Source organism: Streptomyces koelreuteriae (assembly GCF_018604545.1).
Taxonomy (GTDB): Bacteria; Actinomycetota; Actinomycetes; order Streptomycetales; family Streptomycetaceae; genus Streptomyces; species Streptomyces koelreuteriae.
Genome location: NZ_CP075896.1, coordinates 4475671 through 4487934, shown reverse-complemented (window position 1 = coordinate 4487934; position 12264 = coordinate 4475671). Strand labels below are relative to the sequence as shown.

The 12264-nt window shown below is 68.6% G+C and carries 14 protein-coding genes and 1 pseudogene; 4 read left to right on the top strand and 11 right to left on the bottom strand.

Going from position 1 to position 12264, the window contains the following annotated elements:
* Window positions 1–149: 149 nt before the first annotated feature.
* The 6 genes and pseudogenes from KJK29_RS20240 to KJK29_RS20215 all read right to left on the bottom strand — a co-directional run bounded on the left by KJK29_RS20240 (window position 150) and on the right by KJK29_RS20215 (window position 2103).
* The gene (locus KJK29_RS20240; protein WP_215120558.1) at window positions 150–347 is read right to left on the bottom strand and encodes a DUF397 domain-containing protein; all 198 of its coding nucleotides are present in this window, start codon (window positions 345–347) and stop codon (window positions 150–152) included.
* A complete protein-coding gene (locus tag KJK29_RS20235) occupies window positions 344–616 on the bottom strand; it encodes a hypothetical protein (protein ID WP_215120557.1) in 273 nt (90 codons plus the stop codon). The genes KJK29_RS20240 and KJK29_RS20235 overlap by 4 nt, the downstream gene beginning before the upstream one ends.
* A 51-nt stretch (window positions 617–667) precedes the next feature.
* Window positions 668–889 (bottom strand): DUF397 domain-containing protein, encoded by a 222-nt coding sequence (locus KJK29_RS20230; protein WP_215120556.1) that lies wholly within the window; start codon window positions 887–889, stop codon window positions 668–670.
* Window positions 886–1092 (bottom strand): DUF397 domain-containing protein, encoded by a 207-nt coding sequence (locus tag KJK29_RS20225; RefSeq protein WP_215120555.1) that lies wholly within the window; start codon window positions 1090–1092, stop codon window positions 886–888. The genes KJK29_RS20230 and KJK29_RS20225 overlap by 4 nt, the downstream gene beginning before the upstream one ends.
* Window positions 1089–1280, bottom strand: a complete 192-nt coding sequence (locus tag KJK29_RS20220; protein WP_215120554.1) for a DUF397 domain-containing protein — start codon at window positions 1278–1280, stop codon at window positions 1089–1091. The genes KJK29_RS20225 and KJK29_RS20220 overlap by 4 nt, the downstream gene beginning before the upstream one ends.
* Window positions 1277–2103 (bottom strand): annotated as a pseudogene (locus KJK29_RS20215) (helix-turn-helix domain-containing protein). The gene KJK29_RS20220 and the pseudogene KJK29_RS20215 overlap by 4 nt, the downstream one beginning before the upstream one ends.
* A gap of 140 nt (window positions 2104–2243) precedes the next feature.
* Here KJK29_RS20215 and KJK29_RS20210 point away from each other — a divergent pair.
* From KJK29_RS20210 to KJK29_RS20200, 3 genes are all read left to right on the top strand, one after another.
* Entirely contained in the window at window positions 2244–2453 is a 210-nt protein-coding gene (locus tag KJK29_RS20210) for a hypothetical protein (protein WP_215120553.1), read from the top strand.
* Window positions 2450–2704 carry a hypothetical protein gene (locus KJK29_RS20205; RefSeq protein ID WP_215120552.1) on the top strand — a complete coding sequence of 85 codons (255 nt, stop codon included), beginning with the start codon at window positions 2450–2452 and terminating at the stop codon, window positions 2702–2704. Before KJK29_RS20210 ends, KJK29_RS20205 begins: the two co-directional genes overlap by 4 nt.
* A 78-nt stretch (window positions 2705–2782) precedes the next feature.
* Window positions 2783–4870 (top strand): pectinesterase family protein, encoded by a 2088-nt coding sequence (locus tag KJK29_RS20200; protein WP_215120551.1) that lies wholly within the window; start codon window positions 2783–2785, stop codon window positions 4868–4870.
* Between the two features lie 72 nt (window positions 4871–4942).
* On the opposite strand, the gene KJK29_RS20195 is transcribed toward KJK29_RS20200, so the two are convergent.
* From KJK29_RS20195 to KJK29_RS20180, 4 genes are all read right to left on the bottom strand, one after another.
* Window positions 4943–5977: a glycoside hydrolase family 5 protein gene (locus KJK29_RS20195; RefSeq protein WP_215120550.1), complete on the bottom strand. Its 1035-nt coding sequence runs from the start codon at window positions 5975–5977 to the stop codon at window positions 4943–4945.
* 160 nt (window positions 5978–6137) lie between these two features.
* Window positions 6138–6950 (bottom strand): hypothetical protein, encoded by an 813-nt coding sequence (locus tag KJK29_RS20190; RefSeq protein WP_215120549.1) that lies wholly within the window; start codon window positions 6948–6950, stop codon window positions 6138–6140.
* A 155-nt stretch (window positions 6951–7105) separates the two neighbouring features.
* On the bottom strand, window positions 7106–8341 hold the full coding sequence (locus KJK29_RS20185) for an LmeA family phospholipid-binding protein (protein WP_215120548.1): 1236 nt from the start codon (window positions 8339–8341) through the stop codon (window positions 7106–7108).
* Window positions 8342–8399: 58 nt separating this feature from the next.
* Window positions 8400–10223 (bottom strand): bifunctional metallophosphatase/5'-nucleotidase, encoded by a 1824-nt coding sequence (locus tag KJK29_RS20180; RefSeq protein ID WP_215120547.1) that lies wholly within the window; start codon window positions 10221–10223, stop codon window positions 8400–8402.
* Between the two features lie 155 nt (window positions 10224–10378).
* On the opposite strand from KJK29_RS20180, the gene mshD reads away from it, so the two are divergent.
* Window positions 10379–11305 carry a mycothiol synthase gene (gene mshD, locus KJK29_RS20175; protein WP_215120546.1) on the top strand — a complete coding sequence of 309 codons (927 nt, stop codon included), beginning with the start codon at window positions 10379–10381 and terminating at the stop codon, window positions 11303–11305.
* A gap of 15 nt (window positions 11306–11320) precedes the next feature.
* On the opposite strand, the gene KJK29_RS20170 is transcribed toward mshD, so the two are convergent.
* Entirely contained in the window at window positions 11321–12256 is a 936-nt protein-coding gene (locus KJK29_RS20170; protein ID WP_215120545.1) for a LysR family transcriptional regulator, read from the bottom strand.
* Window positions 12257–12264 lie beyond the last annotated feature (8 nt).

The following is a 12264-nucleotide window of genomic DNA, read 5'->3' as shown; positions in this document are numbered from 1 at the left end:
CCTTTCCGGGCCGCTCGCTCGCTTCTCTCCCGTGCTGGAACGGCCTGGGTCAAGGGTGACCCGAAGGGTCATCGCCGAAGGCGACGCGAAGCGCCCTTGATGCAGGCCGTGGAAGCACGACACTGCAAAGAAGCGGGCGGCCCCGACAGTTACTTGGTGACGTGCGCGAGGAACAACGCCCAGGGGCTCGCGCCGAACACGAGAACCGGGCTGTAGGGCAGCTTGCTGTCTCGGACCGGGACTACGCCAGGGCAGCTGCCGGCGACCTCGAGGCAGTTGTTGGCTCCCCCGTCGCAGTAGGACGACTTACGCCACACCGCGGTACGGAGGTCGAAGGCGGGCTTCATACCTGTTCCCTCCTTTCGGCAGCCAGGCTGTAGAGGTTGACGAGCACGTCCGGCGTCCTCTCGAACTCTTCGTCGCTGATGTCGCCGCCGATCACCTCACGGGCAGCTTTCCGCTCTGCCGCTACGCGTTCGGCGATCTGCGCCGCAGTCCGCTGCTGAGAAGCCAACTGCTCGACGAGTTGCCCCACAGTCAGGCCCCTTTCCTGGGCAACCTGAGCGAGAGGGTCTCGGGCTCGTCGGGGCACCTTGATGGTCACGCGCTCTGCCATGGCCCCACCATGGCCGGGCCCCAACCCCATCCAGGCCGTTTGCCTTCCGAGTCACCCAGAGATGTGCGCCGAGTTGTCGTCCTTGACGCCGACCAGGAACGACTCCCAGCAAGTCGCGCCGAACACGAGTATCGGGCTGTGGGGGAGCTTGCTGTCACGGACGGGGACCATGCCAGGACTGTTGTCCGCGACCTCGACACAGTTCGTCTGTCCCCCGTCGCTGTAGGACGACTTACGCCATACAGCGATGCTGAGGTCGAGGGTGGGCTTCATACCTGTGCTCCCCTCAGCGGCGGGCTGTCGTTCTTGACGCTGACGAGGAACAACGCCCAGGGGCTCGCGCCGAACACCAGTACCGGGCTGTGGGGGAGCTTGCTGTCAAGGACAGGGACTACACCAAGGCAGTTGTCAGCGACCTCAAGGCAGTTGTTGTCGCCGCCGTCGCTGTGGCTCGACTTACGCCAAGCAGGCTTCACGATCTGTGCTCCGCGCCCTTGACCTGCGAAAGGAACGACGCCCAGGGGCTCGCGCCGAACACCAGTATCGGGCTGTGCGGCAGCTTGCTGTCACGAACAGGGACTATGCCGGGGTAGTTGTCGGCGATCTCGACACAGTTGTTGGCTCCCCCGTCGCTGTAGCTCGACTTGCGCCAGGTGGGCTTCATGATCTGTGCTCCTCCAGTACGTCCCGGATGAACGTCAGCGAGTCCGACGGGGACAGCGCCAGATCCCGCAGCAGATCGTAGGACAAACGGTGGCGCAGGACAGCTCCCGGATCATCCGTCAATAGACCGCTGCTGTCTCCTTCTGTTTAGGCTGCGGCGCTTCCGTCCTCCTGCCAGAGCACGGTCAGAGACCCCTTACCCATGAGGGGATGTACCCCAGCGGAGAAGGGCAGTACCTGCACGGCGACGTTGGGCCACTGGGCCACGTCCTCGATGTGCAGCAACTGGCCTGTCCAGATCTCCGCGTTGGCTGAGGGCCGACGGAATGCGGGCTCGTCGATGATGAATCGGGCACTGGGCGCTGGGTTCTTGCGCAGCAGGAGCTGCCGCCCAAGCGCGCGGCCACCTGTTCTTCGACGTCATCGCTGTTGTCTGCCGTTGCCTGGGGCCCAGACAACACCTCACGGGCGAAGTCCTCTGTCTGCAGCAGTCCAGGCACGTCCGGCGTGTACACGCGCAGGATCCGAGCTGTCGCTTCCAGCTCCATGTACCTCTTGTACTTGTTCTTGAAGGCGTCGAGCTGCGCCATCCTCCATAGGGTCACTAGCAGGTCAGCGCACCCGTAGTAGCTGTCCAGGTCCTCCATGACCGCCCGCTTGGAGAGCCGTTCTCCCTTCTCCAAGCGGCTCAGGTAGCTCTTGTCATACCCGGTCTCGTCGGCCACCTGCCCCAGCGACTTGCCCTCCTTCTCCCGCAAGAACTTCAGTGTCCTGCCAAGAACTCCCCGCCCCGACTCCCGCTCCCCGTCAACCACTTCGCCCACGTCACCCCTCACCGTTGCCTGGAGCGCCAGGCAACACCTGGCCCCTTCCGCAGCGTACGCATGGGCCGTAATCATCAGGGCACGAACGGTAATCACCGCTCGTCAAACCCCTGAGTGCTGCCTGGAAGGGTCACACCGCCATGCGCTTACGCCTGCGTCTCGCCGAACTCTGCGAGTCCCTACTCCTCACCCTCGTACGACTCCTCCTCCCCACCCAAGGCCGCCACCGAGCCACCCCCAGGCAACGGCCACTCCCCCATCCCCCTCCACGCCCCCTCACCCCGGAGCCCCTCGTCATGGACACCCCGCTGGTGCGCCCGTACCTCCACGACCTGGAGATCTACGCATGAGGCTGCTCCCCTGGACCGGCGACGACGGCAAGCCCTGTTATCTCTCCACCGACAATCCCCACAGCCGGCTCTCGCAGCTCGCGGACGATGTTGAGGCGGCCCAGCTCGGCTCTGCCGAAGAGGTGCTCGCGGGTGCCAGGGCCGTCCTTGCCGATCCGAAGGCCGGTGAGCGGGCTGTTCGTTTCGCGCTCAGCAGGGCGGTCGAGTCGCTGGGGGACGTGCTGCGCATCGCGGGCAAGCACAGCGCGTAGCACGTAGCGTGCGGCAACCTTTCCGCCCGTGGCGGCGACCCACCCCGGACCATCCCCCCGCACGGAACGGACCCGCCGATGAGTGAGCAGCCGCGCAGCAACCCCCCGCTCCACCCCGGGCCGCGGCACCGGCGCCGCAGAAGCCACAAGGCGCTGGCCGTCACGGTGCCCCTGGCTCTGACCGCCGCCGGTGCCCTCGCGTACGGCAATGACCTCGGTGTGCTCGGTGGCAGCGGCCGGGAGGCCTCCGCCGCCGCCCCGGCCTGGGCGACGGCCACCGCCGACGGGTTCGCCTCCGTCAACTCGCTCGGGCAGAACGGGACGTACGGCGGGCGGGACGGCAAGACCGTCACCGTGAAGACGCAGGCGGAGCTGGAGAAGTACGCGACCGCCGCCGAGCCGTACGTGATCGTCGTCGCCGGGACCATCGCCATGAACCCGGTCGGCAAAGAGATCAAGGTGCAGTCCGACAAGACCATCGTGGGTCAGGGGACCTCCGGGCACATCGTCGGCGGCGGGTTCTTCCTCGGGTCAGGCGTGCACAACGTGATCATCCGGAACCTGACCATCCGGGACGCGTACCAGGGCGTGTGGAACGACAAGGACCACGACTTCGACGCCATCCAGATGGACGGCGCCCATCACGTCTGGATCGATCACAACGATCTGCGGCACATGGCCGACGGGCTGATCGACGTCCGCAAGGACTCGACGAACGTCACCGTCTCCTGGAACAAGCTGAGCGACAACAACAAGACCTTCGGCATCGGCTGGACCGAGAACGTCAAGACCGACATCACGATCCACCACAACTGGATCCGCGAGACCGAGCAGCGCAACCCCTCCACCGACAACGCCGCCCACGCCCACCTCTACAACAACTTCCTCGAGGACGCCGCCGGCACCGACATCAAGTCGTCGTACGGCAACTACTCGCGCGGCGCGACGAAGATGGTCCTGGAGAACTCCTACTTCCAGGGCATCAAGAACCCCGTCATCAAGGACAGCGGCGCCGCGATCGTGCAGCGCGGGAGTGTCTTCTCCGGGACCAGTGGGAGGAACGAGAGCGGCGGAAGCGCCTTCGATCCGAAGGTCTACTACCCGTACACCCTCGATCAGGCCTCCGACATCCCCGCCATCCTGCGGTCCGGGGTCGGGCCCCGTGCCTCCATCGGTACGACAGCCGCCGCCTCCACCAAGGCCGCCGCCGCGACCACCCTCACCGTCGCCGCCGACGGCAGCGGGCAGTACCGGACCGTGCAGGCCGCCGTGAACGCCGTACCGGCGAACAATCCCGCCCGGGTCGTCATCGCCGTCAAGCCGGGGACGTACCGGGAACTCGTGAAGGTGCCGGCCAACAAGCCGCACGTCACCATCCAGGGCACCGGCGGCAGCCGCAAGGACACGACGATCGTCTACAACAACGCGGCCGGTACGCCCAAGCCGGGCGGCGGTACGTACGGCACCGGCGGGAGCGCCACCGTCGCCGTCGAGGCCGATGACTTCCAGGCGCGGAACCTGACCATCTCCAACGACTTCGACGAGAAGGCCAACCAGAGCCTCAGCGGGCATCAGGCCGTCGCCCTGCGGACCGCCGCCGACAAGGTGTTCCTGGACGGGATCATCGTCGACGGCGACCAGGACACACTGCTGCTCGACACCGCAGCCAAGGACAAGCTCGGGCGGGTCTACGTCAGCAACTCCTACGTCACCGGCAACGTCGACTTCATCTTCGGGCGGGCCACGGCCGTCGTCGACAAGTCCGTCATCACGCTGAAGAAGCGCTGGGACGGGACCTCGGCCGGTTACGTCACGGCTCCGAGCACGGCCGCCAACCGCAAGGGCATCCTGATCGCCAACTCCACGGTGAGCGGCGACGTCTCGAACGGCAGCTTCTTCCTCGGACGGCCCTGGCACGCGGGCGGTGACGCCTCGCTCGACCCGCAGACCACCGTCCGCAACACCAGCCTCAGTGCCGCCGTGAAGTCCACGCCGTGGACCGACATGAGCGGCTTCTCGTGGAAGGACGACCGGTTCGCCGAGTACAAGAACTCGGGTGCCGGGGCGGGCAACGCCAACAGCAACCGTCCTCACCTCACCGACGCGCAGGCCGCTGACCAGGAGGTCGCGGACTGGCTCTCGGGCTGGACGCCCTCGGCGTCCTGACGGCTCCCTTCCGGGCCCGGCTGACAAGCGGCGCCGGGCCCGGAAGGGTCACCATGCCCTGGGGGGGGTGGCCTACTGCTTCCAGGCGTGGTGCAGTCGGTCCAGGCCGCTCTGGTTGTTCACCTTCAGGCTGAGCTTCGTGCCCGTGCCCTGGAGTGTGGTGAGGGAGTACGTGTCGCCGTTGCGCAGGCCGGGCCAGTAGACCGAGCCGAGGCCCAGCTCCCGGATGGTGTCGGTCGCGGCCTGGATGTAGGCGATCTCGTTGGAGGTGCCGACCGGGCCGTTGTAGTCCAGGCCGGTGGTCATGGAGGCGCCGAACTCGTCGAGGATCGTGCGCGAGGCGCAGTCGCCGATGCGCTCCTTGAAGTCGGCCTTCCACTGGTCGACGCTGGTCCAGTCGGTGTGCCAGAAGCCGTAGTTGTGCAGGGCGAGGCGCGTGCCCTTGAGGCGCGGGTCGGCGCAGACCGGTTTGACGTCCTCGCTGTACTTGTAGCCGCCGATCAGGATCCGGTCGCGGGGTATGAAGCGGTGGGTGTTCACCCACTGCGCGGCGATGTCGGTCCACTCCTGGGCGGTGTAGCCGAACGGTTCGTTCATCGGCTCGAAGTACACCTTGGAGTTGAGGGCGTAGGAGGTGGTGATCCGCGCCCACATGCGGTCCCAGGAGGCCTGGTCGTCGATCTTGCCGTCCTTGGCGTTGTCGGCCTCCCAGTAGCCCAGGATGACCTTGAAGCCCTTGGCGGTGGCGGCGTCGATCGCGGCCCGGTACGACTTCCAGAACGGGCCGTTCACCGAGGTCGGGTTGACCGGGAGGCGGACGGTGTTGGCGCCGAGCTTGGAGAAGCCGGTGATGATCGCCTTCGACTTGGCGTACGTGGTGGCGTAGCTGTCGGTGGTGGACAGGCCCGAGGGCACGACCGCGTCGTCGGCGTAGTTGTCGCGCGGGTCGGCCCAGTTGACGCCCTTGAAGTCGCTGACCGGCGGCGGCGTGGCCGGGCGGTGGGCGGGTGAGGCGGCAGCGGGGGAGGCGAGCGCTCCGCCGAATGCCGTGACGCAGGCCAGCAGCGCCCCCACGCACGCTGTCCCGCGATGGTTCCTTTGAGACACGACATCCCCATTCTGAGCATGTGCGAAGACGAGCAGCCCACAGCAGGACCGCTCAGTGGAGCACGAAACTAGAAGGAGACTCGAACAGAGGTCAACACATCTGCACACAAAGTTTCACCCAGGGATCAGCGCCTGGGCTTTCTGAGGACTTCCCGCGGCCTCAGGAAGACCTCTCCCCGTCCGAAGACGACGAGGACATGTCCTCCAGGTTCTTGCGGGCCTTGTCCGAGAGCTGCTTCTTCCCGGCCAGCACCTCACGGTAGTACTGCGCGCCCTTCTCCTTGGCCATCGGGAAGTCCTCGTCGAACTCCTCGGCCTCGTGGTAGGGGTCGCCCTGCTTGGCCAGGGCACTGCGCATGGCCTTGCCGGCCCCCGGGAACCTGCGTTCCTCGGACTGCGTCATGATCCCGTAGAGCATGGTGGCGGCTCGCCGTTGCGTCGCGTCCATGCTGCCGAGGATCTCCTCGTCCAGTTCCGCGCCACTGCGCGCGGCCTGCGCCACCAGCGGCAGATGCTCGGCGTCGAGAGCCCGGACCAGCTCCTCGTAGGTGGTTCCGAGGCTCTCGCTCCCCGGGTGCTGGTGCTTCACGTTCGACGTGATGTAGGGACCGGCACCCCGCCCCTTGTTCACCGTGTAGGCGCCGAAGGGGCTCTCGGCCTGCCCGAGCGTGGGCGCCGCCTGACCGCGCTTCTCCGCCCGCGCGTTCGCCCTGCGCAACCGGCTCAGCCCGTCCATGGGCTTCTCCTCGGCCGGACCTTCGCCGTTGCCACCCTGGGGCATGCGCTGCACGGCCACGAACGCGGCGTTCCCGGCGGTGCGCTGGAGGGACATCGCCGCGTCCGGCGTCAACTGCCCGCCAGCCGCCAGTTGGGCCGCCTGAGAGCCGTCCTCATGAGGCTTGAGCAGGGGCCGGTGGGGGTGTCCGGCCCGCGCGTCCGCCTCGGATTCCGGCGACCTACCGTGCCTGTGCATCCGCATCATCCTCGTCTCGGTCCGGTACGCCCGGCCCAGTCTCCCGACGATCGCGGAGTGCGGACAGCGCCCGTGGGCCAGACTTCCGGGCACATTCCGCTGCGCGAAAGGCCCCCCGGCCCCGGCTCCGGCCCCGGCCCCGGCCTCTGAGTGGCTCAGCTGCCCACCGACAGCCCCGAGCCCGACAGCCGCACCTTGATGCCGTCCTTCTCCACCCGTACGTCCTCCAGCTTCACGTCCCCCTGCTCCGGCTTGGGCAGTTCGAACGCCAGGGCGAGGCGGTCGGCAAGGACCGGGCGGGTCAGGCCCGAGAGCTCGCCGAGGAGGTCGGGGTCGAGGCCGAGGCGCTTGAGGACGTCGGGGTTGTTCAGGGCGAGGTCGATGAGGTTGAGGCGTTCGGCCTGGCGGGCGAAGCGCGGGGAGCCGGTCAGCTCGGCGAGCTTGCCGTCGTCGGCCAGGGCGTCGTTCACGGTCGCCTCGGGGACGCCCATGCGCTTCACGATGGCGGGGACCGACAGCAGCGCCTTGGCCTTCTGGGTCTCCCGGGCCAGGTCGGCGGAGGCCTTGGGCGTCAGATGCAGCCCTTCCGAGGCGCGCTTGCCGGGGCGGTAGGTGGCGAGATCCCCGATGTCCAGGCGCATGCCGCCGATCTCCGTGGCGATGCCCCGCTCCCCCTGCCGCTGGATCCGGGCCTCGGCCCGCAGCTTCAGGTTGTGCCCGGCGACCGGCAGGGTGCCGCGCGCCCGCACGCGGTCCCGGCCCTCGCCGGTGAACGTCACCTGGGAGGCGCCGAGTTCGCGGTTGAGGTCCTCGAAGGACAGCATGACGTCGCCGTCGAACCGGGGGACGTCGGCGCCGCGCACGGAGGTCAGGCCGTCGGCGTTCAGCCGTACGTCATGGGCCGTTGCCGACACCTTGGCCAGCGAGACCCGGTCGGCGGCGACGTCCGGGACGGTCACCTTCACCGACTCCAGCCGCTTGTCGGCGAGCTGGGTGAGGAAGGGGAAGCCGCCGATCTCCACCTCGGGCGCGGCGGCCAGGTCGAGGCGGTCCTTGAGGGTGCCCGCGGCCTTGTGCTCGGCGTACAGCACCGCCCAGCGGTCACCGAGGGCGGCGAACGAGGCGAGAACGACCAGGCCCACCACCGCCTTCACCGCGAACGGCAGCCCGGCGAAACGATTCTTTTTTCGTCGGCCGCCGCGACGGTGATCGGGCGGCGACCACTCCGGCTCCTGCTCGTCACGCCGCTCCGCGTCCTCGCCGAGGAAGTCCTGCAGAGGGGTCGCCTCCAGAGGCCCGTCATCGAGGGCGCCGAGCTCGTCGTAAGGGTTGTGGGGCTGTTCGGAGCGGTCGTCGGGATGATGCGTGTCTATGCGGTGGGGGGTGCGCATCGTCTCATCCGACCATGCGCACCGCCCCACCCCGCAACCTGAACCCCAGGTATGCGATTTACTTCACGATGGTGATCCGGTCCGCCTTCGGCGGCGCGAGCGGGTTCGACGCCGAGGAGTTGGCCGTCAAGTACTGCTCCAGAGCGGCCAGATCGTCGAGGCCGACGAGGTCGTTCGTGCCCTGGCCCAGCGTCGGGAATCCGTCGCCGCCGCCCGCGAGGAAGCTGTTCGTCGCGACACGGTAGGTGGCCGCCGGGTCGATGGCCTTGCCGTCCAGCTTGACCGAGTCGGTGACGACGCGGTCGGCGCCGGACTTGGTGAGGTCCAGCGTGTAGGTCAGGCCCGACGACACCTGGAGGACCTTCGGCGCCGCCGCGTTCGCGCCGGTGACCTGCTCCTTGAGAACCTGGATCAGCTGCGCGCCCGTGAAGTTCTGCAGGTTCACGGTGTTGGCGAACGGCTGGACCGTGAAGCCCTCCGCGTATGTCACGACACCGTCGCCTTCACCGGCTTTGGCCGCATACGTCAGGGGTGCCCGGATACCTCCCGGGTTCATCAACGCCAGGTCGGTCTCCGCATCGAGCTTCTTGCCGTGGGCGAGCTGGGCGTCGGCGATCAGGTCGCCGAGCGGGGACTCGCTGCCGGTGTTGCCGATGTCGCCGGAGATGTAGCCGATCGGCTTGTTGCCGATGGGCGCGGCCAGGGTGTTCCACTTGCTGATCAGCCGCGTCATGTCGGGCGCCTTGGGGACGTCCCGGGTGACCACGCGGTTCGCCGACTTCACTGCCGTACGGGCGATGTCGCCGGTCTTGCGGTCGTAGGTCAGCGTGGTGTCGGTGTAGAGGCGGCCGAAGGACGCGGCCGAGGTGACCATGCGGGGCTTGCCCGCCGGGTCGTCGATGCTGCACACGTACGCGTTGTGGGTGTGGCCGGTGACCAGCGCGTCCACCTGCGGCGTGACGTTCTTGGCGATGTCGACGATCGGCCCGGAGATGCCGTCGCCCGCGCCCGGGGAGTCACAGTCGTAGTTGTACGACGTCGACGCCGGGAAGCCGCCCTCGTGGATGAGGGCGACGATGGACTTCACGCCCTTCTTCCGCAGCTCCTTGGCGTACTTGTTGATCGTCTCGACCTCGTCCTTGAAGGAGAGGCCCTTGACGCCCTCGGCGGAGACGATGTCCGGGGTGCCCTCCAGGGTCACGCCGATGAAGCCGACCTTGACGTCCTTCTTCTTCCACACCCAGTAAGGCTTGAGGATCGGCTTCTTCGTCTTCTCGTCGAGGACGTTGGCGGCCAGGTAGGGGAAGTCGGCGCCCTTGAACTTCTTGTCCGTGTAGCACCCTTCCTTCGGGTGGCAGCCGCCCTTCTGCAGACGGCCCAGCTCCTTGGCGCCCTCGTCGAACTCGTGGTTGCCGACGGAGGTGACGTCGAGGTCGAGCTTGTTCAGCGCCTCGATCGTCGGCTCGTCGTGGAAGAGCCCGGAGATCAGCGGGGAGGCGCCGACCATGTCGCCGCCGGCGGCGGTGACGGAGTACTTCTCACCCTTGCGGGCCTCACGCAGATGCGTGGCCAGGTACTCGACGCCACCCGCGTCGATGGTCTTCGTCGTACCGTCCGCCTGCTGCTCGGTGACCCGGCCGGACGAACCGGCCGGCGGCTCCAGGTTGCCGTGCAGGTCGTTGAACGACAGCAGCTGGACATCCTGGTAGCGGCCGGGCCAGTGACCGCCCTTGCGGTGGTCCTCGCCCGCGGTCGCCGACCCCGGCAGCCCGGCGGCGGCCAGCGCACCGACGGTGACGACACCGGCGGCGACTGCGGCGAAACGATTCGTACGACGTCTACGGCGCTCCTGGTGCACCGATGCCGGTGAAGTGGCTGGCATTCGCCCCCCTGTGGGTCTGCTGCTGATTGTTCAGACGGTGATGTCGTCCGGCGCAGCCTAGAGTCAACGCGCGTAGCGCGACAGGTGTTTCGTGGTTACATCCTGGTTGCTTCTTTGCCGCCGTTTTCCCGGTGGGTCCCCGTACCCTCGTACGCATGACCAGCGACGACACCGTACGGCCCGGACGCCCCCGCTCGATCGAGACCCTTGCCGCGCTCTCCCCCGAGCAGACCGAGGCCGTGCTCGGGCTGCTCGCCGAGGCCGCCCGGACCGACGGGCAGCAGGCGGTGTCCGAACAGGGCCGGTTGCAGTTGCGCGGCGGCGAGCGGGAGGGCGTGGCGCATCTGCTGCTCACCGTCGACGGCGAACTCGTCGGCTATGCCCAGCTCGAGGACACCGACCCGGTGGAGCCTCCGGCCGCCGAGCTGGTCGTCCACCCCGGGCATCGCGGGCACGGGCACGGGCGGGCGCTCGGCTCCGCCCTGCTGGCCGCCTCCGGCAAGCGGCTGCGGGTCTGGGCGCACGGCGGCCACTCCGCCGCCCGGCATCTCGCGCAGGTCCTGGGCCTGACCCTGTTCCGTGAACTGCGTCAGATGCGCCGCCCGTTGAGCGACTTCGACGCGCCCTACCCGAGGCTCCCCGAGGGCGTCAGCGTCCGCGCCTTCGTCCCAGGCCGGGACGACGCGGCCTGGCTCGCCGTGAACGCCGCCGCCTTCGCCCACCACCCCGAGCAGGGCTCCCTCACCCAGCGGGACCTCGACGACCGCAAGTCCGAGCCGTGGTTCGACCCCGCCGGTTTCTTCCTCGCCTTCCGCGGCGACGAACTCGTCGGCTTCCACTGGACCAAGGTCCACGCCCAGGAGGGCCTCGGCGAGGTCTACGTCCTCGGCGTCGGCCCCGGCGCCCAGGGCGGCGGCCTCGGCAAGTCCCTCACCACCATCGGCCTGCGGCATCTGGCACGGCAGGGCCTGCCGACGGCGATGCTCTACGTCGACGCCGACAACAAGGCGGCGGTGACGGTGTACGAGCGGCTGGGGTTCGAGACGCACGAGGTGGATCTGATGTACCGGACGGAGACCTGATCGGCCCGTTGCCCGTTAGCCGGGTTGCGCCCACGTCGGGCGCCACGTCTCCCCCTCGGACGGGTGCGGGCGTCTCGCCAGCAGGTGGTCGCGGAGGGCGGCGAGGCCCGGATGCGGGTTGTCCGTGCGCCACAGCAGTGCGTGCGGGTAGACCGGGGTCGGGTCGCGCAGGGGGACGAGGCGCAGGTCGTGGCCGGTCGGCCAGACCAGCGGGGTGCGTTCGCTGAGGAAGGTCGCCAGCGTCGGGGTGCCCGCGATGGTGTCGAGGAGGGCCTCGATGCCGAAGTTGGGGCCGATGGTGTCGATGGTCGGGCCGAAGGTCGCGGCGAGTTCGTCGTAGTACGCGGCCCACTCCGTGCCAGGCTCGTTGCCCGGCATCCAGATCCGGTGCCCGGCCAGTTGCGCGGGTGTCACCGAGGCGGCCCGGGCGAACTCGTGGTCGGGCCCGACGCACAACCGCAGCGGCTCGTCGAGGACCGGGACGGCTTCGACGCCCTCGGGCAGCCGGTGCCCGGGCATCGTGACGGCACGGAATGTGGCGTCGACGGCCCCGTCCCGCACAGCGGCCAGTGCCGTGTCCGCGCCGAACAGCGTGACGACGTCCAGGGCGATCTCCGGGTGCGCCAGGTGGAAGTCCCGTACCAGCCCGGCCGTGGCGACCCGGCGCCCCACGACGTCCACCCTCAGCGCACGGTCCCCGGGGCGCACGGCGGCCACCGCCCGCTCCTCGGCTTGGAGCAGGGCCCGGGCGTGCGGCAGGAGCGCCTGCCCGTCGATGGTGAGCTCCGCTCCCCGTGCCGTGCGCACGAGCAGCCGCACCCCGAGGTCCTTCTCCAGCGCGGCGATCCGCTTGGACACGGCCTGCTGGGTGAGGGCCAGATCCACGGCGGCCAACTGGAACTGCCCCGAGTCGGCGATCGCCACAAAGGCTCGTACGGCTTTGAGGTCCACGACCGCAC

Excerpts from the sequence above, each read along its gene's own strand:
- KJK29_RS20205 (WP_215120552.1), top strand. The coding sequence starts at position 2,450 with ATGAGGCTGCTCCCCTGGACCGGCGACGACGGCAAGCCCTGTTATCTC.
- KJK29_RS20230 (WP_215120556.1), bottom strand. The coding sequence starts at position 889 with ATGAAGCCCACCCTCGACCTCAGCATCGCTGTATGGCGTAAGTCGTCC.
- KJK29_RS20180 (WP_215120547.1), bottom strand. The coding sequence starts at position 10,223 with ATGCCAGCCACTTCACCGGCATCGGTGCACCAGGAGCGCCGTAGACGT.
- KJK29_RS20220 (WP_215120554.1), bottom strand. The coding sequence starts at position 1,280 with ATGAAGCCCACCTGGCGCAAGTCGAGCTACAGCGACGGGGGAGCCAAC.
- KJK29_RS20240 (WP_215120558.1), bottom strand. The coding sequence starts at position 347 with ATGAAGCCCGCCTTCGACCTCCGTACCGCGGTGTGGCGTAAGTCGTCC.
- mshD (WP_215120546.1), top strand. The coding sequence starts at position 10,379 with ATGACCAGCGACGACACCGTACGGCCCGGACGCCCCCGCTCGATCGAG.
- KJK29_RS20200 (WP_215120551.1), top strand. The coding sequence starts at position 2,783 with ATGAGTGAGCAGCCGCGCAGCAACCCCCCGCTCCACCCCGGGCCGCGG.
- KJK29_RS20190 (WP_215120549.1), bottom strand. The coding sequence starts at position 6,950 with ATGCACAGGCACGGTAGGTCGCCGGAATCCGAGGCGGACGCGCGGGCC.
- KJK29_RS20235 (WP_215120557.1), bottom strand. The coding sequence starts at position 616 with ATGGCAGAGCGCGTGACCATCAAGGTGCCCCGACGAGCCCGAGACCCT.
- KJK29_RS20210 (WP_215120553.1), top strand. The coding sequence starts at position 2,244 with ATGCGCTTACGCCTGCGTCTCGCCGAACTCTGCGAGTCCCTACTCCTC.
- KJK29_RS20185 (WP_215120548.1), bottom strand. The coding sequence starts at position 8,341 with ATGCGCACCCCCCACCGCATAGACACGCATCATCCCGACGACCGCTCC.